The organism is Burkholderia metallica (assembly GCF_001718555.1).
Classification (GTDB): Bacteria; Pseudomonadota; Gammaproteobacteria; order Burkholderiales; family Burkholderiaceae; genus Burkholderia; species Burkholderia metallica.
The window spans coordinates 2,777,548-2,796,543 of the sequence record NZ_CP013401.1; the positions used below are offsets into that span (position 1 = coordinate 2,777,548).

Annotated in this window: 14 protein-coding genes; 6 read left to right on the top strand and 8 right to left on the bottom strand. The window is 68.0% G+C overall.

Annotation, left to right across the window (positions count from 1 at the left end; all coding sequences use genetic code 11):
* Positions 1–43: 43 nt before the first annotated feature.
* From WJ16_RS12510 to apbC, 5 genes are all read right to left on the bottom strand, one after another.
* A complete protein-coding gene (locus tag WJ16_RS12510; protein WP_069257318.1) occupies positions 44–865 on the bottom strand; it encodes a lysozyme inhibitor LprI family protein in 822 nt (273 codons plus the stop codon).
* The gene (locus tag WJ16_RS12515; protein ID WP_069257319.1) at positions 865–3,144 is read right to left on the bottom strand and encodes an arginine/lysine/ornithine decarboxylase; all 2,280 of its coding nucleotides are present in this window, start codon (positions 3,142–3,144) and stop codon (positions 865–867) included. The genes WJ16_RS12510 and WJ16_RS12515 overlap by 1 nt, the downstream gene beginning before the upstream one ends.
* A gap of 81 nt (positions 3,145–3,225) precedes the next feature.
* The gene (dcd, locus tag WJ16_RS12520) at positions 3,226–3,795 is read right to left on the bottom strand and encodes a dCTP deaminase (RefSeq protein ID WP_006398615.1); all 570 of its coding nucleotides are present in this window, start codon (positions 3,793–3,795) and stop codon (positions 3,226–3,228) included.
* Between the two features lie 196 nt (positions 3,796–3,991).
* Positions 3,992–4,528 carry a superoxide dismutase [Cu-Zn] gene (gene sodC / locus WJ16_RS12525; RefSeq protein ID WP_069257320.1) on the bottom strand — a complete coding sequence of 179 codons (537 nt, stop codon included), beginning with the start codon at positions 4,526–4,528 and terminating at the stop codon, positions 3,992–3,994.
* Between the two features lie 134 nt (positions 4,529–4,662).
* On the bottom strand, positions 4,663–5,754 hold the full coding sequence (gene apbC, locus WJ16_RS12530; RefSeq protein ID WP_069257321.1) for an iron-sulfur cluster carrier protein ApbC: 1,092 nt from the start codon (positions 5,752–5,754) through the stop codon (positions 4,663–4,665).
* A 351-nt stretch (positions 5,755–6,105) separates the two neighbouring features.
* Between apbC and WJ16_RS12535 the strand changes: the two genes are divergently transcribed.
* A complete protein-coding gene (locus WJ16_RS12535) occupies positions 6,106–6,750 on the top strand; it encodes a YiaD family glycine zipper/OmpA-like lipoprotein (protein ID WP_069257322.1) in 645 nt (214 codons plus the stop codon).
* Between the two features lie 376 nt (positions 6,751–7,126).
* Positions 7,127–9,283 carry a methionine--tRNA ligase gene (metG, locus tag WJ16_RS12540; protein ID WP_069257323.1) on the top strand — a complete coding sequence of 719 codons (2,157 nt, stop codon included), beginning with the start codon at positions 7,127–7,129 and terminating at the stop codon, positions 9,281–9,283.
* Positions 9,284–9,341: 58 nt separating this feature from the next.
* On the opposite strand, the gene WJ16_RS12545 is transcribed toward metG, so the two are convergent.
* Positions 9,342–13,433 (bottom strand): translocation/assembly module TamB domain-containing protein, encoded by a 4,092-nt coding sequence (locus tag WJ16_RS12545; RefSeq protein ID WP_069257324.1) that lies wholly within the window; start codon positions 13,431–13,433, stop codon positions 9,342–9,344.
* Positions 13,434–13,461: 28 nt separating this feature from the next.
* Positions 13,462–15,273 (bottom strand): autotransporter assembly complex protein TamA, encoded by a 1,812-nt coding sequence (locus WJ16_RS12550; RefSeq protein WP_069257325.1) that lies wholly within the window; start codon positions 15,271–15,273, stop codon positions 13,462–13,464.
* Between the two features lie 218 nt (positions 15,274–15,491).
* On the opposite strand from WJ16_RS12550, the gene WJ16_RS12555 reads away from it, so the two are divergent.
* From WJ16_RS12555 to panD, 4 genes are all read left to right on the top strand, one after another.
* On the top strand, positions 15,492–15,680 hold the full coding sequence (locus WJ16_RS12555; protein ID WP_006478107.1) for a DUF3460 family protein: 189 nt from the start codon (positions 15,492–15,494) through the stop codon (positions 15,678–15,680).
* 4 nt (positions 15,681–15,684) lie between these two features.
* A complete protein-coding gene (locus WJ16_RS12560) occupies positions 15,685–16,557 on the top strand; it encodes a segregation and condensation protein A (RefSeq protein WP_069257326.1) in 873 nt (290 codons plus the stop codon).
* A 277-nt stretch (positions 16,558–16,834) separates the two neighbouring features.
* Positions 16,835–17,674, top strand: coding sequence for a pantoate--beta-alanine ligase (gene panC, locus WJ16_RS12565; RefSeq protein WP_069257327.1), 840 nt, complete (start codon positions 16,835–16,837; stop codon positions 17,672–17,674).
* A gap of 44 nt (positions 17,675–17,718) precedes the next feature.
* Positions 17,719–18,105 carry an aspartate 1-decarboxylase gene (gene panD, locus WJ16_RS12570; RefSeq protein WP_069257328.1) on the top strand — a complete coding sequence of 129 codons (387 nt, stop codon included), beginning with the start codon at positions 17,719–17,721 and terminating at the stop codon, positions 18,103–18,105.
* 127 nt (positions 18,106–18,232) lie between these two features.
* Here panD and WJ16_RS12575 read toward each other — a convergent pair whose 3' ends face one another.
* Complete coding sequence (locus WJ16_RS12575; protein ID WP_069257329.1) at positions 18,233–18,901, bottom strand: ParA family protein; 669 nt, start codon at positions 18,899–18,901, stop codon at positions 18,233–18,235.
* Positions 18,902–18,996: the final 95 nt, after the last annotated feature.

The following is an 18,996-nucleotide window of genomic DNA, read 5'->3' on the forward strand; positions in this document are numbered from 1 at the left end:
CGTTTTGCGTGACGCCGTGATCGCGACCGTCGCGGCCCGGCGCTTACTTGTTGCCGGCCGTCTCCGACAGCCGTTTCATCGTCGCGATGCGCGCGCCGATCAGGTCGACGCGGCCGTCCTCGCCGACGAGCGGCGCCGTCGCATCGCGGAACCCGATCCACGCACGCTGCGCGCGCACGAGCGTCGCAGCCGAATGCGCCGGCATCTTGCGGCGCAGCTTCTGGTAATAGCGGTTCAGGTCGAACAGCGCGTGCTCGCACGCGGCATCCTGTTCGCACGGCCGCACGCGACGCACGGCCGGATCGTGCGGCGCCGGCTTGCCGGTCGGCAGGGTCGCGCCCCGGGCCGCGCCCGGGCCGCCCTGCGCGCCGCTCGTGGCCGCGACCGGCACGGCGGCAGGCGGCGGCGCATAGCGATCCGCTGCACTGCGCAGCGCCAGCGCGCGATCGCGCACCGGCTGCAACTGCAGATCGGCACTCGACATCGCGTACGCGGTGCCGCGCGTCGTGTCGTACACCGCCTTCAGCAACTGCACTTCGTCCTTGCGCCACGTCAGCCAGCGGCGCTGGCTGTCCTGCCAGCCGCGCTTCGCGTCGGCCGGCGCATCTTTCAGCAGGCGCTGGTACGCGCCGTCCATCACGGCCTGCCACTGCTGCTGCGCTTCGCCCATGCACTGGATCTGGCCGGCCGGCGACGACCGGTCGCGCCGCGCGAGGCATTGCCGCATCGCGACGTCGATCGGGTCGGCCGCGGCGACTTCCGCGTGCGCGGCCCCTGCGCCCGCCAGCCCCGCCGCCCCTGCCGCCCAGACGACGAGCGCGGCCAGCGCCGCGCGCATCGCCCGGATTCGTCCATGCGCCGCCATCAGTCGCGCACGCAGTCGACGAAGTACTCGACGCGGCCGTTCACGTCTTCCGCGACGAGGCCGTGGATGTCGGTGTGGAAGCCCGGGAAGCGTTCGTTGAAGTCGCGCGCGAACCGCAGGTAGTTCACGATCGTCTTGTTGAAGCGCTCGCCCGGAATCAGCAGCGGAATGCCCGGCGGGTACGGCGTGAGCAGGATGCTCGTCACGCGACCTTCGAGCTCGTCGAGCGGCACGCGGTCGATCTTGCGGTGCGCGAGCTTCGCGAACGCGTCCGACGGCTTCATCGCCGGTTCCATGTCCGACAGGTACATCTCCGTCGTCAGGCGCGCGATGTCGTTCGCACGGTACACGTCGTGGATCTGCGTGCACAGGTCGCGCAGGCCGACGCGCTCGTAGCGCGGATGCTGCGCGACGAATTCCGGCAGCACGCGCCACAGCGGCTGGTTGTTGTCGTAGTCGTCCTTGAACTGCTGCAGCTCGGTCACCATCGAGTTCCAGCGGCCCTTCGTGATGCCGATCGTGAACATGATGAAGAACGAGTACAGGCCGGTCTTCTCGACGATGATCCCGTGCTCGGCCAGGTACTTCGTGACGATCGCGGCCGGAATGCCGGTCTCGCCGAATTCGCCGTCGACGTCGAGCCCCGGCGTGATGATCGTCGCCTTGATCGGGTCGAGCATGTTGAAGCCTTCCGCCAGCGGGCCGAAGCCGTGCCAGTGGTCGTTCGGCTTCAGCATCCAGTCCTCGCGCGAGCCGATGCCTTCTGCGGACAGGTTGTCCGGGCCCCACACGCTGAAGAACCAGTCGTCGCCGTACTCGGCGTCGACCTTGCGCATCGCGCGGCGGAAATCGATCGCCTCGGCAATCGATTCCTCGACGAGCGCGGTACCGCCCGGCGGCTCCATCATCGCGGCCGCGACGTCGCACGACGCGATGATCGCGTACTGCGGGCTCGTCGACGTGTGCATCAGGTACGCCTCGTTGAAGCGGTGCTTGTCGAACGTGCGGTTCTCCGAATCCTGCACGACGATCTGCGACGCCTGCGAGATGCCCGCGAGCAGCTTGTGCGTCGAGTGCGTCGCGAACACGAGCGCCCCCGTGCGCGGCCGGCCGTCGCCGATCGCGTGCATGTCGCGGTAGAACGGGTGGAACGTCGCGTGCGGCAGCCACGCTTCGTCGAAGTGCAGCGTGTCGAGCAGGTCGCCGAGCAGGTCCTTGATCATCTCGACGTTGTAGACGACGCCGTCGTACGTGCTCTGCGTGATCGTCAGGATGCGCGGCTTCATGTCCGGGTTCGCGCGCAGCGCCTCGCGCGCGAACGGGTTCGCCTCGATCTTCCTGCGGATGTTCTCCGGCTTGAATTCGTCGCGCGGGATCGGCCCGATGATGCCGAAATGGTTGCGCGTCGGCGTGAGGAACACCGGAATCGCGCCCGTCATCGTGATCGCGTGCAGGATCGACTTGTGGCAGTTGCGGTCGACCAGCACGATGTCGCCCGGTGCGACCGTCGCATGCCAGACGATCTTGTTCGACGTCGACGTGCCGTTGGTCACGAAGAACAGGTGGTCCGCGCTGAAGATGCGCGCCGCGTTGCGCTCGGACGCCGCGACCGGGCCCGTGTGGTCGAGCAGCTGGCCGAGTTCGTCCACCGCGTTGCAGACGTCCGCGCGCAGCATGTTCTCGCCGAAGAACTGGTGGAACATCTGGCCGAGCGGGTTCTTCAGGAACGCGACGCCGCCCGAGTGGCCCGGGCAGTGCCACGAGTACGAGCCTTCGTCCGCGTACTTCACGAGTTCCTTGAAGAACGGCGGCGCGAGCGAGTCGAGATAGACCTTCGCTTCGCGGATGATGTGGCGCGCGACGAACTCCGGCGTGTCCTCGAACATGTGGATGAAGCCGTGCAGTTCGCGCAGGATGTCGTTCGGCAAATGGCGCGACGTGCGCGTCTCGCCGTACAGGAAGATCGGGATGTCCGCGTTGCGGCGGCGCACTTCGGTGACGAACGCGCGCAGCTCGATGATCGCGGTCGCGAGCTCGGGCAGTTCGCCGTCCGGGCCGGTTTCGCCGAGCATGAGTTCGTCGTCGTCGATCGACAGGATGAAGCACGACGCGCGGCTCGACTGCTGCGCGAACGACGTCAGATCGCCGTAGCTCGTGAGGCCGAGGACTTCGACGCCCTCCTTCTCGATCGCTTCGGCCAACGCCCGGATGCCGGAGCCCGAGATGTTCTCGGAGCGGAAATCTTCGTCGATGATGACGACGGGGAAACGAAACTTCATGGGCGATTCTCCAAAAAGAACGACCGCGGCGCGTCACGCGCAGCGGTCACCCGGAAACTGGTGAGACGTTATGCAACCAGATCAGGTTTTCGGCAGCGTGACACCGCGCTGCCCCTGATACTTGCCGCCGCGATCCGCGTACGACACGTCGCACACTTCGTCGCTTTCGAAGAAGAGCACCTGCGCGACGCCTTCGTTCGCGTAGATCTTCGCGGGCAGCGGCGTGGTGTTCGAGAATTCCAGCGTGACGTAGCCTTCCCACTCGGGTTCGAACGGCGTCACGTTGACGATGATCCCGCAGCGCGCATAGGTCGACTTGCCGAGGCAGACGGTCAGCACGGTGCGCGGGATGCGGAAATATTCGACGGTGCGGGCCAGCGCGAACGAGTTCGGCGGGATGATGCACACGTCGCCCTTGAAATCGACAAACGAACCCTCGTCGAAGTTCTTCGGATCGACGATCGTCGAGTTGATGTTCGTGAAGATCTTGAATTCGTCCGCGCAGCGGATATCGTAGCCGTAGCTCGACGTGCCGTAGCTGACGATCCGGCGGCCGTCCTCGGACGCGCGAACCTGATCGGGCACGAACGGCTCGATCATCTTGTGTTCTTCGGCCATGCGCCGAATCCATTTGTCGGACTTGATGCTCATGCGAGCCTCCGCCGGGCCGTCCCAAGGAAGCTGGCCGTCCCTTCGGGGGACAGCGAACGAAGTGAGCGTTGGGGTCGTTGCATATTCGGGGCGCCAGGAAACGCTGCGTGACAGTCGGGAAGGGCCGCTCGCGCGAGGCAGCGGCCGGGAAAGGCGCACATTTTACGCGATCATCGGCCTGCGCACGCGGCGGCCGTCAACGGATCACGCCGCAGGCCAGCGCCGGCCCCGCGCCGTGCTGCGCAAACGCGGGGTCGCTCGCGTCGCGGTGCACCAGCACCGCGCGGTTCATCGCCGAGCGCACGCCATCGAGGGCCAGATCGGGCGCGACGATGAAGCCGGCCGCGACGCCGTTCGCGTCCGCATGGATGTTGCCGAGATCGCCGGCGACGCGCGCACCGGCGCGCAGCCGGTCGGCGGCCGGCGCGAACACCTGGCCGGCGCTCGAGCCGTCGCCCGCGTTGCAGTCGCCGCGTTCGTGCACCTGCAACGCGTGATCGGTGTTCGGCGGCAGGCCGGCCAGGTTGTAGGTGACCTGCACGCCGTCCGGACGCTCGACGAACGTGACCGCGCCGCGCGCCTGCGAGCCGACCGTCGGCTGCAGTTGCGCGTCGGCCCGTTTTTCGTGCGACGAGGAAAAGGAGGTGCAGCCGGCCAGCAGGCCCAGCGCGGCGGCGGCCAGCAGCGCGTACCGCACGCGGCCGGCGCGCACGCCGTGATGTCGTTGTTTCATTCGATCCTCATGCCGGCTGACGGCCGTTTGACACGGCGGCCGCGCCGGGCAGGTAAAGGGACCCGGGAAAAGTCGCCATGATACCGCGCCTCGCGGCGCCGTAAACAGCGTTGAGGCCCCGCCCCGCAAGGGTTTTACGTATTTTGAACAACGATCGACGGGAACTTCGACGTCATGTCGCGCGCGCGCTCGGCAATCGCGAGCGCCACGCCGCGCGCGATGTCGCGGTAGCGGCGCGCCAGCGCGCCCCCGGCATCGGCCACGACCGTCGGCGTGCCGCTGTCGGCGCGCTCGCGGATCGCGATGTCGAGCGGCAGGCTGCCGAGCACGTTCACGCCGTAGTCCTTCGCCATCCGCTCGGCCCCGCCGGCGCCGAAGATGTGCTCCTCGTGGCCGCAGTTCGAGCAGACGTGGATGCTCATGTTCTCGACGATGCCGAGGATCGGAATCCCGACCTTCTCGAACATCTTCAGGCCCTTTTTCGCATCGAGCAGTGCGATGTCCTGCGGCGTCGTGACGATCACCGCGCCGGTGACGGGCACGCGCTGCGCGAGCGTGAGCTGGATGTCGCCGGTGCCGGGCGGCATGTCGACGATCAGGTAGTCGAGCTCGCGCCAGTTGGTCTGACGCAGCAGCTGCTCGAGCGCGGAGGTCGCCATCGGGCCGCGCCACACCATCGGATTGTCTTCGTCGATCAGGAAGCCGATCGAGTTCGCCTGCAGCCCGTGTCCGACGAGCGGGTTCATCGACTGGTTGTCGGGCGACTCCGGCCGCTGGCCGTGGATGCCGAGCATCGTCGGCAGCGACGGGCCGTAGATGTCGGCATCGAGAATGCCGACCGACGCGCCTTCCGCGGCCAGCGCCAGCGCGAGGTTGACGGCGGTCGTGCTCTTGCCGACGCCGCCCTTGCCCGATGCGACCGCCACGATGTTCTTCACGTTCGGCAGCAGTTTCACGCCCCGCTGCACCGTATGCGCGACGATCTCCTGCGATACGGCGACACGCGCGTCGCGCACGCCGGCCACGGCCTGCAGCGCGGCGGTGACGCGTGCGCGCACGTCGTCGTGCTGGCTGCGCGCGGGATAGCCGAGCACCACGTCGAGCGTGACGACGTCGCCGTCGATCGCGACGTTGCGCACGCCCTTGTTCGCCGCATACGGACGGCCCGTATTGGGGTCGACGACAGCCGCCAATGCGGCGTCGACTTGTGCCCGGTCAATGCTCATCGAAACTCCATGAAAACGTTTTTCTCCCACGCAAACGTCAAAAAATATCAAATTACGCTGCGAAAATCGGGAAAAGTGAAAGAATCTGTTGCACGCCATTGCGCGAACGCGCGACCCGGCGCACTCTTCGCGTGCGGCATGCTATGGGGCCAAATCGGCCGCTAACCGCCTATATTGTAGAGGCTGACGCGTCGCACTGTCCCAACAGCTACGCTGACGGACAGGACATGCGGCCGCCTCGGCGGCTGCCGCGCATGCGGGCCCACCCTCCTTTTTCGGGTGGCCCGCGCCGGAAGCCGTAACTGTTGTTGTCGTCGTTGTCGACTCGTTCAACCAAGAGAGGAATCCAAGATGAACATGAAAATCGCGACTCGCCTTTCCGTCTTTGCACTGGCCGGCGCACTGCTGGCAGGTTGCGCCACGCAGCAAGGCTCGAACACGGCCGTCGGTACCGGCACGGGCGCGGCGCTGGGCGCAGGCATCGGCGCACTGGCGGGCGGCGGCAAGGGCGCGGCGATCGGCGCAGGCGTCGGCGCGCTGGTCGGCGGCGTGACGGGTTACAACTGGCAGGCGATCAAGAACAAGCTCGCGCCGTCGGCAGCGCAGACGGGTACGCAAGTGACCGAGCAGCCGGACGGCTCGCTGAAGCTGAACGTCCCGAGCTCGGTGACGTTCGCGACGAACCAGTACGCGATCACGCCGGCCTTCACGCCGCTGCTGAACGACCTGGCGACGACGCTGAACCAGAACCCGCAGGTGACGGCATCGATCGTCGGCTACACGGACAGCACGGGCTCGGCGCAGCTGAACCAGACGCTGTCGCAGAACCGCGCGCAAAGCGTCGTGAACGCACTCGCGCAGCGCGGCGTGAACGGCGCCCGCCTGTCGGCGCAAGGCATGGGTGCATCGAATCCGATCGCGGACAACGCGACCGAAGCCGGCCGCGCACAGAACCGCCGCGTCGAAATCTACCTGCGCGCCGCGCAGGCGCAGTAAGCGCACGACGAGGGGAAGGCGCGGGTCTCGTGCCCGCGCAGCCCCGCCGGGCAAGGCTTTCGGCGGGGCCGGTAACAAATCGAAAAAATTTTCGAACTTCTGTCGCAGGCCGTGGTCAGTATTTACGGTACGCGGCTGGTGTTGCCGGCGCGTCACCATTCTCCTCTTGTCGTTGTTGCTCCGGGGCCGTATCCGCCCCGGTTTTTTTTGCCCGCAATTTTCGTGCTGCATCGCAGCACACCGCCGCCGGGCATGCCCTCCGTGCGGCCCCGTCCCTTCCGGCGTCCGGTCCGCGGCGCCCGCCCGCCGCGCCGGCACGCGCCCCTGCTAGAATCGCGGTTTCCCGTCGTTTTTCCGCCGTTCCTCTACAGACCCTATGTCCGCATCCGACTTCACTTCCGTGCAGGCTGCGGCGCCGCAAGGCGGCCGCCAGATCCTTGTTACGTCCGCACTGCCCTATGCCAACGGGCAGATCCACATCGGCCACCTGGTCGAGTACATCCAGACCGACATCTGGGTGCGGACGCTGCGAATGCACGGCCACGAGGTCTATTACATCGGCGCCGACGATACGCACGGCACGCCGATCATGCTGCGCGCGGAGAAGGAAGGCCTGACCCCGAAGCAACTGATCGAGCGCGTGTGGACCGAACACAAGCGCGACTTCGACAGCTTCGGCGTGTCGTTCGACAACTTCTACTCGACCGATTCGGACGAGAACCGCGTGCTGAGCGAGAAGATCTACGTCGCGCTGCGGGAAGCGGGCTTCATCGCCGAGCGCGAGATCGAGCAGGCGTACGATCCCGTCAAGGAAATGTTCCTGCCGGACCGCTTCATCAAGGGCGAGTGCCCGAAGTGCCACGCGAAGGATCAATACGGCGACAACTGCGAAGTGTGCGGCTCGACCTACCTGCCGACCGAACTGCTGAACCCGTATTCGGTCGTGTCGGGCGCGACGCCGGTGCGCAAGACGTCGAAGCACTACTTCTTCCGCCTGTCCGATCCGCGCTGCGAAGCGTTCCTGCGCGAATGGGTGAGCGGCCTCGCGCAGCCCGAAGCGACCAACAAGATGCGCGAATGGCTCGGCGACGCCGGCGAAGCCAAGCTCGCCGACTGGGACATCTCGCGTGACGCGCCGTACTTCGGCTTCGAGATCCCGGGCGCGCCCGGCAAGTATTTCTACGTGTGGCTCGACGCGCCGGTCGGCTACTACGCGAGCTTCAAGAACCTGTGCGACCGCAACGGCATCGATTTCGACGCGTGGGTCCGCCCGGGTTCGAACACCGAGCAGTATCACTTCATCGGCAAGGACATCCTGTACTTCCACACGCTGTTCTGGCCCGCGATGCTCGAGTTCTCGGGCCACCGCACGCCGACCAACGTGTTCGCGCACGGCTTTCTGACCGTCGACGGCGCGAAGATGTCGAAGTCGCGCGGGACATTCATCACCGCGCAGAGCTACATCGACACGGGCCTGAACCCGGAATGGCTGCGCTACTACTTCGCCGCGAAACTGAACGCGACGATGGAAGACATCGACCTGAACCTCGACGACTTCCAGGCACGCGTGAACAGCGATCTCGTCGGCAAGTACGTGAACATCGCGAGCCGCGCGGCGGGCTTCCTGATCAAGCGCTTCGACGGCCGCGTACAAGATAGCGCGATGAACCATCCGCTCGTCGCGAAGCTGCGCGATGCGATTCCGCAGATCGCCGCGCACTACGAAGCGCGCGAGTACGGCCGCGCGCTGCGCCATACGATGGAGCTCGCGGACGAAGTGAACGCGTACGTCGACGGCGCGAAGCCGTGGGATCTCGCGAAGGATCCGGCCAATGCGGTCGCGCTGCACGAAACCTGCAGCGTGAGCCTCGAGTCGTTCCGCCTGCTGTCGCTCGCGCTGAAGCCGGTGATGCCGCGCGTGGCCGAAGCGGTCGAGGCGTTCTTCGGGATCGCGCCGCTCGCGTGGGCCGATGCCGCGAAGCCGCTGTCGTCGGCGCAGCCGATCAAGGCGTACCAGCACCTGATGACGCGCGTCGATGCGAAGCAGATCGACGCGCTGCTCGCCGCGAACCGCGATTCGCTGCAGGCCGAGGCCACCGGTGCGGCCGCCGCGAGCGCGAATGCCGCGAAGGATGCGAAGAACAAAGCCAAGGCGAACGCGAAGCCGGCCGTCGTGAACGGCGCCGACGACGCCCCCATCTCGATCGACGATTTCGCGAAGATCGACCTGCGCATCGCGAAGATCGTCGCGTGCCAGGCGGTCGAAGGGTCGGACAAGCTGCTGCAGCTCACGCTCGACGTCGGCGAGGAAAAGACCCGCAACGTGTTCTCGGGCATCAAGTCCGCGTACCAGCCCGAGCAGCTCGTCGGCAAGCTGACCGTGATGGTCGCGAACCTCGCGCCGCGCAAGATGAAGTTCGGCCTGTCCGAAGGGATGGTGCTGGCCGCGTCGGCTACCGACGAGAAGGCCGAGCCGGGCCTCTACATCCTCGAGCCGCACAGCGGCGCGAAGCCCGGGATGCGCGTGAAGTAAGCCGAACGCGCGACCGCCTGCACGAAAAAAATCCCCGCACGTTTCGTGCGGGGATTTTTTATGGCTGCTCGGCGCGCCGCCCGCGCGCGCCGTCGCTGCCGAACCAGCGATCGAAGCGCCGCGTGTAGTTCAGATCGACGCCCTGGAACGTGCCGCCGTACGCGGACACCGACCAGAAACGCGTGAGGTTGATCGTCGCCTTGAACGCGTTGCTCGCCGACTGCAGGCCCTGCTCGAAGCCGAGCACGAACCGCTCGTTGATCGCCTTCGACACGAGTACGACCTGCGGATCGGTCAGGCCGACTTCGCTGCGGCCGACCGACACCTCGTCGAGACCGAACGTCTGCGCGACGCGCTTGCCGGTCACGCTGCCGAGCAGCCCGAGCGCGGCCGTCATCGCGCCCTGCTGGCCGACGTTGTTGCCCTGGTCGGTGCCGTGCCCGAACAGCAGCCACGACAGCTTTTCGTTGTCCGTGACGTTCGGCTCCGACACGAGCTTGACCGTCAGCGACTGGATCGTGCCCGTCACCTGCACGCCGGCCTCGACCTCCTGGTTGCGCCGCATCGCGAGAATGTTGACGCCCGGGTTCGACACGGGGCCGTTGAACGTGAAGAAGCCGTTCTCGATCGCGAGCTTGCGGCCGAACGACGTGTACGTCGAGCCTTCGGTCACGCGCACGTTGCCGACCGCGCGCAGCGGCACGCCCGGCGCGCTCATCACGGTGATTGTGCCGCGCAGCCCGAGATCCGCGCCGTGGCCCTTGAAGCGGAAGTTGTTGCCGAGGCCGATGTCGATGTTCGCGCGCGGCGCGAGCGACGACGCCGGCTTGTCCGCGACCGGCTTCGGCTTCGCGGCCGCGGTGCCGGTCGGCGTGTCGCCGCGCACCGTGCCGCCCGGCTGCAGGATCACCACGTCGTCCGACAGGTGCGGCGCCGACTCCTCCGGCAAGTCGAACAGCGCACGGTCGACGACGAACTTGCCGTCGATCGACAGCGCGCCGCGCGGCCCGTCGTTCGCGACGGTCGCCTTGCCCGACAGCGACAGCTTGCGATCCGGCGCCGCGAACAGTTCGAGCTTGTCCGCGACGATGCTCGCGGTCAGGTCGGGCGCTTCGCCGTCGAGGCGCACGCGGCCGAGCGCGCGCAGCGTACCGTCGCCGCCGTGGAATTCGACCTGCTGGAATTCGACGAGGTTGTCCGACAGCTTCACGCGCACGATGCCGTCCTTCAACTGCACACCCTGGTCGATCAGCGTCGCGGACAAATCGTCGCCCGTCAGCATCCCCGACAGGTTCGGCTTCACCGGCGTGCCCGCAACCGTCAGCTTGAGCGCCGCGCGCCCGCCGAGCAGGTAGCTCGGCCCGAACAGGTTGCCGGTCGTCTTCAGCGCCGGGATGTCGGCGTCGATGCGGCCCGACAGCGGGCCGTCGTCGACCACGCCGAACACGCCGTCGCGCAGCGCGAACGGCACCGTGACGTTCGCGTCCAGGGTGCCGATCCGGCTCGCCTTCGCGAGCGCCGTCACGTTGAGCCGGTTGCCGGGCGTGAAGTTCGCGCGCGCGGTGAGGTCGGTCAGCCCGAGCGACGCGATGCCGCGCCCGCTCTCGATCGTCACGTCGCCGCCGCGGCGCTTCACCTGCACGTAGCCCGTCGCGTTCGCGCCGAGCGAGAAATCCCAGTCCGCATCGAGCACGACGTCGGTCCGCACCGGCGGCCGCTGACCGGTCAGCTCCTGTCGAACTTCGAAGAATCGCGCGACCGACGCGCCGCTGACGGAACCCGCCGAGCGCATCTGGCCGTGATCGAATACGAACGACTTCAGGTCGATCGCCGCGCCTTCGAGCGTGAGCCGCGTCGCGCCGAGCGTCACGCGACCGGCGCCGGCCGACACGGTCAGCGGCGACTGCAGCGCGACGGCCGGCGTGCCGCGGTTCGCCAGGCGCGTCACCGTGCCGTCCCAGCGCATCCCGTCGCGGTTCTCGACCACGCCGCCGTTCGCCGCGAGCGTCAGGTCGACCACGCGGCCGCCCGCGATCCCGAGCGCCGACGCGTCGAGCGTGTGCTTCGCGCGCGTGCCGTCGAGGTTCGCGCGCAGCGATTTCAGCTGCAGCGAACCGAGCGCGATGTCGGACGCGTCGGCCGTGAACACGAGCGCGCCGTGTGCGCCGTCGCGGATGTCCGCGCGACCCTGTGCGGCGCCGATCCGGTTCGAGCCGACGACCACGTGCTCGGCCTTGTAGGTGGCCGTCACGTTCGGGTGCGCGAAGCTGCCGGTCAGGTCGCCCTGCGCCTGCACGAGCCCTTGTACGCCGAAGCCGAGCCGGTCGAGCTGCGGCGCGTCGACGACGAAGCGCAGCCGGTCGCCGGGCGCGCCGAAGCTGCCGCGCAGGTCGACGTGATTGCCCGCGATCGACAGGTTCGCGTTGCTCGGCAGGATGCGCGAGCCGGCGAGCTGCACGACGCCGGCGCCGGTCAGCGGCACGCCGTCGTACAGGCTGTCCCCGAGCTTGAAGGTCGCCTTCGTCGACACCTGCGGCGCGAACGCGCCCGATGCCGTCAGCGTGCCCGACACGCGCGTCTCGCCGCGTCTGGCCGGCGCCTTGGCACCCTTGACCGCATTGGCGGCCGCCTTGCCGCCGCTCGCCTGCGGCGCATTCATCGCGGCGAGCAACAACGGATCGAACGCCGTCAGCGTCGCCTTCGCGTCGTAGCTCGAATGCGCATCGTGACGGAACACGCCCGTCAGGTCGATGCGGCCCTTGCCCGCTGTCACGCGCGCGTCGCTCAGCACGGTCTGCTGCGGCGTCAGCGCAACCTTCGCGCGTGCGCCGAGCGCGAGCTTCGGATCGTTCAGGTTGAAATCGACGGTCGTCACGTCGCCCGCGAGCGTCACGCCGAGCGGGCCGGCGAGACGCATCGGCCGCAGCTCGGCGACGAACGCGTTCAGGTCGAGATTCGCGACCTTCAGGTCGAAGCGGCCCTTGCCGCCCGCCAGCGTGCCGTTGCCCGTCACGCTGCCGTCGCGGATCAGCTTCAGCGCCAGATCGTCGATCCGCTGCGCGTGCGCGTCGAGATGCACGTTCGCGTGCGCATCGATCACCGGCAGCAGGTGCTCGCCGAGCGTGCCGGGCTTCGCATTGACGATCGACACCGGGCCCGTCACCGCGAAACCCGTCGCGCGCGCGGCGCCGGCCGGCGCGCTCACCGGTGCGAGTTCCGCGCGCACCGCGAGGTCGGCGGCCGGCGCACCGGGCGCGAGCGCCTGCGGGTTCACGTGATCGAACGCGAGCGACGCGCGCGTGAGCGGCACCGCGCCGAACGGCGCGGCCTCGACGTGCGCGCGCCCGTTCAGCTTCATCCCGCTCGCGTCGACTTCGGCGACGAGCGCTTCGAGCGAGCCCGACACGCGCGCCCGCGCATCGACCGGCTCGTCGGACAGCTTGCCCGCATAAGTGGCTTCGCCCGTCAGCGCGAACGGCTTCACGCCGTCGAGCTTCGCGCGCGCGGTCAGCGCACCGTACGGCGTGTCGACACCGTCGAGCACGAGCTCGTGGTGGCGGCCGTCGCTGCGCCCGTTCAGTGCGATGTGGTCGAGCTGCGTCGTCGAGCCGCCGTCGTGGATCGCGAGACGATCGACGCGCAGGTCGTCGATCCGCAACTGCAGCGGCAGGCTCAGGTCCTGCGGCGTCGTAGCCGGTGTCGACGGCCCCGGCGCGATCCGCACATCGATCGTGCCGGCGCGAAGATACACGATGGACAGACGCCACGGCGCGCGGGTCAGCGCCCAGCGGCCGTCGAGCCGGTCGATGCGGACTTCGGTGCCGGTGCCGTCGGGGCTCGTCCACGCAAACCCGCGCAACCGCACGCCGGTCGCAAGCGATCCGCCTTCGAGCGTGCCCGCGAGCCGCGCGCCGAGCACGCGCTCGGCCGCCTGCCATGCGAGCCGCGTGCCGCGCTCGGTCGTCGCCGCGCCCAGCACGAGCGCGGCCGCCACCACGACGAGCAGCACGACCGTCGCGAACGTCCACGCGACGAAGCGCCCGATGCGCGCGACCGGCCCGCGGCGCGGCGCACGCGGCGGCGCGTCGGGCGCGCCGTCGGGCAAGTCCGGATCGGGAGGCGGCGGCGTGTCGTTCGGGTCCTTCGTCATGCGGTTCGTCGTCGGTGAAGCGGTACGGTCAGAAAGCGATGCCGAGCGTCAGGTACGGGCGCACGCTATGGTTGCGCAGCCCGTACGCGACGTCGACGTTGATCGGGCCGACGGGGCTGCGCCAGCGCGCGCCGACGCCGACACCCGGGTAGAACACGCGTTCGCCCCACGCATCGGTGGCGGTGCCGATGTCGAAGAACGTCGCGGCGCCCCAGTCGCGGTTGAACCAGTGCTGGTATTCGGCGGTGCCCGTCATCAGGTACTTGGTCGGCAGCACGGAGCCGTCGACGCTGTTGCCGATGCTCTGGTAGCCGTAGCCGCGCACCGAGTTCGAGCCGCCCGCGCGGAACAGCAGCGACGCCGGCACGCCGGTCGAGCTGCCGCCCGTGAATACGCCGCCGAGCTCCGCGCGGAACACGAACAGGTCGCGCTTGCCGACCGGCAGGTACTGCTGGCCGCGCGCATAGCCGCGGATGAAGCTCTGGTCGGTCAGCACGCCCTTGACCGCGAAGCCGGCCTCGGCGTGGATCAGGTTGCCCGAGCGCGGGAACAGCGGATCGTCGACGTTGCGGCGCGTCCATGCCCATTGCGGCACCAGCGCACGGCTCGTGGTCGGCCCCGCGCCGTTCTGGTCGAGCCGGTCCTGGTAGTACATCAGCGAATACGAATAGTCGATGAACTGCCCGGTGCGCGTGCGCTGCACGCCGACCCGCGCGCTGTAGATGCGCGTGTCCGACACGTTGGTGTTCGTGTACGACGCGAGCACGCTGTTGGTCCAGCCCTTCTCGCCCGGCGGCATCGACAACTGGACCTGCCCGTATTGCTGGATCTGGTCGAGCCGGCCCGATACGGTGAGCGGCCACGCGGCGCCGAACGTGTCGAGATACGTATAGGAGCCCTGCACGTGCGGGCCGGTATCGGTGGCGAAGCCCACGCCGCCGCGGATGTTGTTGTACGGGAACTCGCTGACCTTCACGTGCACGGGCGTGAGCTCGGGCTTCGACGTATCGTCGCCGACGTCGATCGCGACGCTCGCGTAGTAAGGCGTGTTCTGCAACTGGCGCTGCAATTCGGTGATCCGCTGCACGTCGTAGATCTCGCCTTCCGACAGCGGATTGACGTTCGTGACGATCTTCTCCGGATAGCGCCGCACGCCGTCGACATCGACCTTGCCGATCGTAAACGTCGGGCCGCTGTCGAACGTGACCGCGAGCATCGCACGCTGCGTGCCCGGGTCGATGCGCGCCTCCGACGACGCGATCTTCGCGCCGAGATAGCGGCGCGCCTGCAGTTGCCTGAGCGCGGCGCTCTTCGCGTCGTCCCAGTCGGACTGGGTGAACGGATCGCCCGGCTTCAGCGAAAACGCGAAGCGGGTCGCGGCTTCCTGTTTCGGATCCTCGGTGTCGACGGGCCCCTTGAAGGTCAGGTCGACCGTCGACACGACGGTCTGGTTGCCCGGATCGACCGCGATGCGCACGTCGCGCTTGCCGTCGCGCGTGCGCACGTCGGTGCGCACCACCGGCGAGAAATAGCCGGCCGTCGCGGTCAGGTCGCGCACCTGCTGCGGCGTGGCGGTGACGAGAAAGTCGAACTGGTCGTCGCTGATGTCGTCGCGCTTCGCGAAGCGCGCGATATCGAGATGGGCCTTGAGCAGCTTGCGAATCGCGCGCGGCGCGTCGATGTCGACGTCGTATTTCGCATGGGCCGGCAGCGCGAAGCACGCGGCAAGGCAACCCGCGAGGGCCGCGCGCGCGGCGCGCGCCGCGGCGGCGCGATGGCGTTCCACGCGCGGACCCGCGTCATGTGCCGTGCGTGCTTGCTGATTCGACTGCCCCGCCAAATATGACCTCGCCCTCGGTTGTCACGGTTTCGTGGAAAACCCTGTATTTGACCACAGGGTGCCGGCGTCAAAGCTTAATGTTTGTAAACCGCCGCACCGGTGCTGCACCGGCCCGCGGATTCGACGCGCGATTGACGCCGGCCGTTCCCGCGATGCGGTAAAATCCCGCCATCGTGAATCCGGCGCATCGTGCGCCGCCCGAAACGGAAAATCCAGCCATGCCGTACCAGTCCGATGTCACGCAGTTCCTGAACCAGCTCAAGCAGCAGAAGCCGACGCTCGAGGAAGAGCAGCGCAAAGGCCGTTCCCTGCTGTGGGACAAGCAGCCGATCGACCTCGAAGAGCGCGCCGAGCAGCAGGAATCGCGCGTGAAGCAAACGTCGTACGTCTACTACCAGAACTTCTGACGACGTGAGCGCCGCCGACGAGGCCAGCGCCGCCCGGCAGGACGACGCGATCGCCGCGCCCGCGGGCGCCGATTCGACGCCCGACACGGTCGACGGTGTCGCGGCGTTCGCGCGCCTGTACGGCGAGCCGCTCTTCAAGCTGCCGCAGGATCTCTACATCCCGCCCGATGCGCTCGAGGTGTTCCTCGAGACCTTCGAAGGCCCGCTCGACCTGCTGCTCTACCTGATCCGCAAGCAGAACTTCAACGTGCTCGACATCCCGATGGCGCAGGTCACCGCGCAGTATCTGGGCTACGTCGACCAGATCCGCACGACGAACCTGGAGCTTGCGGCCGAGTACCTGCTGATGGCCGCGATGCTGATCGAGATCAAGTCGCGGATGCTGCTGCCGGTGAAGAAGGCCGACACCGGCGAGGAAGCCGAGGATCCGCGCGCCGAACTCGTGCGCCGCCTGCTCGAATACGAGCAGATGAAGCTCGCCGCTCAGCGGCTCGACCAGTTGCCGCAGCTCGGCCGCGACTTCCTGCGCGCCGAAGTCTACATCGAGCAGAGCGTCACGCCGCGCTTCCCCGACGTGAATTCGGACGACCTGCGCGCCGCATGGGCCGACGTGCTCAAGCGCGCGAAGCTCGTCCAGCATCACAAGATCTCCCGCGAGGAGCTGTCGGTGCGCGAGCACATGAGCCTGATCCTGCGCCGGCTGCAGAACGCGCGCTTCATGGAGTTCGCCGAGCTGTTCGACACGTCGCGCGGCGTGCCGGTCGTCGTCGTGAACTTCATCGCGATGCTCGAACTCGCGCGCGAATCGCTCCTCGAGATCACGCAGGCCGAGCCGTTCGCGCCGATCTACGTGCGTCTCGCGTACCTGCCCGCGTAACGGCCGCATAACGCCCGCGCCCGCCCCTTCCCGTTCTCCCGACTCATCCCGGCATACCCGCCGCTTCACCACGGGCCGGCGCAGCCGCGCGGGTCGTCGCCGGCACGCCCGGCTAAAAAGTGAACGATCGTTCTCTTTTCGATGCGTTTGGCGGCCAAATCCTCTACAATCCGCCGACGCCCGATGCGCCGCCCGCGCGCCGGCGTTCTCCGCTTCGACCCCGACGCCGCTGCTGCGGCGCCAACGCGCGCATGCGCGAGGAAACCGCTACCCGATCATGAAAGTCATCAGCTCGATCCAGGAACTGCGCGACCAGTTGCGTGGACAGAACCGCACGGCGTTCGTGCCGACGATGGGCAACCTGCACGAAGGGCACCTGTCGCTGATGCGCCTCGCGCGCCAGCACGGCGACCCGGTCGTGGCGAGCATCTTCGTCAACCGGCTTCAGTTCGGCCCGAACGAGGATTTCGACAAGTATCCGCGCACGCTCCAGGACGATATCGAGAAGCTGCAGAAGGAAAACGTGTACGTGCTGTTCGCGCCGACCGAGCGCGACATGTACCCGGAACCGCAGGAGTACCGCGTGCAGCCGCCGGACGATCTGGGCGGGATCCTCGAAGGTGAATTCCGGCCGGGCTTCTTCACCGGCGTGTGCACGGTCGTCACGAAGCTGATGGCCTGCGTGCAGCCGCGCGTCGCCGTGTTCGGCAAGAAGGACTACCAGCAGCTGATGATCGTGCGCCGCATGTGCCAGCAGCTCGCGCTGCCGGTCGACATCATCGCCGCCGAAACCGTGCGCGACGGGGACGGCCTCGCGCTGTCGTCGCGCAATCGCTACCTGTCGGCCGACGAGCGCAGCGAAGCGCCGGAACTCGCGAAGACGCTGCAGCGCATCCGCGAAAGCGTGCTCGGCGGCGAGCGCGACCTCGGCAAGCTCGAGGACATGGCCCGCACGCATCTGTCCGGCCGCGGCTGGGCGCCCGACTACATCTCGATCCGCCGCCGCGCGAACCTGATCGCGCCGAACGCGGCCCAGCTCGAAGCAGGCGAACCGCTCGTCGTCGTCGCGGCCGCGAAGCTCGGCGCGACGCGCCTCATCGACAACCTGGAAATCTGACGGGCCGCCCGCCCGCGCCTCTCACGACGCATCACGGAGACACCATGCAGCGCCACATGCTCAAATCGAAGATCCACCGCGCGGCCGTCACGCACTGCGAGCTGCACTACGAAGGCTCGTGCGCGATCGACGAAGACCTGCTCGAAGCCTCGGGCATCATCGAGAACGAACGGATCGACATCTGGAACATCAACAACGGCGAGCGCTTCTCGACGTACGCGATCAAGGGCGAGCGCGGCAGCGGGATGATCTCGCTGAACGGCTCGGCCGCGCGTCGCGCGCAACTCGGCGACCTCGTGATCATCGCGGCGTTCGCGATGGTCGACGAAGCCGAACTGCAGGCCGGCTGGAAACCGAGGCTCGTGTTCATCGACGACGGCAACAAGATCAAGGGCCATCGCGATCACGTGCCGACGCAGAACTGGACCTGACCCGAGCGCCCGCCCGCGCCCCGGTGCGCGGGCGCGGCAGTGCCGCCGACGGTCGAAGGGCCGGATTCCGCGCGACGGGATCCGGCCCTTTCTCGTTTTATCCTGCGCAGGCCCGGCGGCCGCGCGATCACGGCGCCTTGGCGGCCCGCTCCGTCTTCTCGGGCTTCGGCGCCCGGCGTTCGGCCCATTCCACGATCGGCCGCCACTGTTCGAGATCCTTCTCGACCCGGCTCTTCGCGACGTCCCACAGCGTGAGGCCGTGCGCGGCGATCTGCACGTAGTTCTGCGTGTCGCGCACGTAGCCGAGCACCGGCAGGCCGAGCCCTTCGACGAACCGGTGCAGCTGGTCCGACGAGCGCGTGCGCGCATCGACCCGCATCCCGACGATCCCGACCTCGACGCTGCCCTTGCGCACGGCCTTCTCTCCGGCGAGGCGCTCCAGAAACTGCTGCGTGGCGAGAATATCGAACATTGACGGCTGCAGCGGCACGATCACCTTGTCGGCCAGTTGCAGCGCGACGTTGAGCCGGTTGCCGTGCAAGCCGGCAGGCGTATCGATCACCGCGTATTCGAGGCCGCGCGGCGGCTTCGTCGGCGCGTCCGGATCGAGCGCCCATGCCTCGATCGCCGGCAACCCGTGCGGCCGCAGGTCGAGCCACGCATGCGCGGACTGCTGCCGGTCCAGGTCGGCGAGCGCGACCCACGCGCCCTGCGCCGCGAAATAGCCGGCAAGATTGGTGGACAGCGTGCTCTTCCCCACGCCGCCCTTCGGATTCGCCACCACGATCACCGTCATGAATTCCCCCGAAAAAGCCGCGCGGCGCCCGCCGCATGGCAGGCGCCGCTCGATTGCGGATACAGGGAGCGATGATATCGGCAAACGGGGGGTCA

What these genes read in the sequence shown, in the direction of transcription:
- WJ16_RS12510 (WP_069257318.1), bottom strand. Translation starts at nt 865, where the DNA reads ATGGCGGCGCATGGACGAATCCGGGCGATGCGCGCGGCGCTGGCCGCG.
- WJ16_RS12515 (WP_069257319.1), bottom strand. Translation starts at nt 3,144, where the DNA reads ATGAAGTTTCGTTTCCCCGTCGTCATCATCGACGAAGATTTCCGCTCC.
- dcd (WP_006398615.1), bottom strand. Translation starts at nt 3,795, where the DNA reads ATGAGCATCAAGTCCGACAAATGGATTCGGCGCATGGCCGAAGAACAC.
- sodC (WP_069257320.1), bottom strand. Translation starts at nt 4,528, where the DNA reads ATGAAACAACGACATCACGGCGTGCGCGCCGGCCGCGTGCGGTACGCG.
- apbC (WP_069257321.1), bottom strand. Translation starts at nt 5,754, where the DNA reads ATGAGCATTGACCGGGCACAAGTCGACGCCGCATTGGCGGCTGTCGTC.
- WJ16_RS12535 (WP_069257322.1), top strand. Translation starts at nt 6,106, where the DNA reads ATGAACATGAAAATCGCGACTCGCCTTTCCGTCTTTGCACTGGCCGGC.
- metG (WP_069257323.1), top strand. Translation starts at nt 7,127, where the DNA reads ATGTCCGCATCCGACTTCACTTCCGTGCAGGCTGCGGCGCCGCAAGGC.
- WJ16_RS12545 (WP_069257324.1), bottom strand. Translation starts at nt 13,433, where the DNA reads ATGACGAAGGACCCGAACGACACGCCGCCGCCTCCCGATCCGGACTTG.
- WJ16_RS12555 (WP_006478107.1), top strand. Translation starts at nt 15,492, where the DNA reads ATGCCGTACCAGTCCGATGTCACGCAGTTCCTGAACCAGCTCAAGCAG.
- panC (WP_069257327.1), top strand. Translation starts at nt 16,835, where the DNA reads ATGAAAGTCATCAGCTCGATCCAGGAACTGCGCGACCAGTTGCGTGGA.
- panD (WP_069257328.1), top strand. Translation starts at nt 17,719, where the DNA reads ATGCAGCGCCACATGCTCAAATCGAAGATCCACCGCGCGGCCGTCACG.
- WJ16_RS12575 (WP_069257329.1), bottom strand. Translation starts at nt 18,901, where the DNA reads ATGACGGTGATCGTGGTGGCGAATCCGAAGGGCGGCGTGGGGAAGAGC.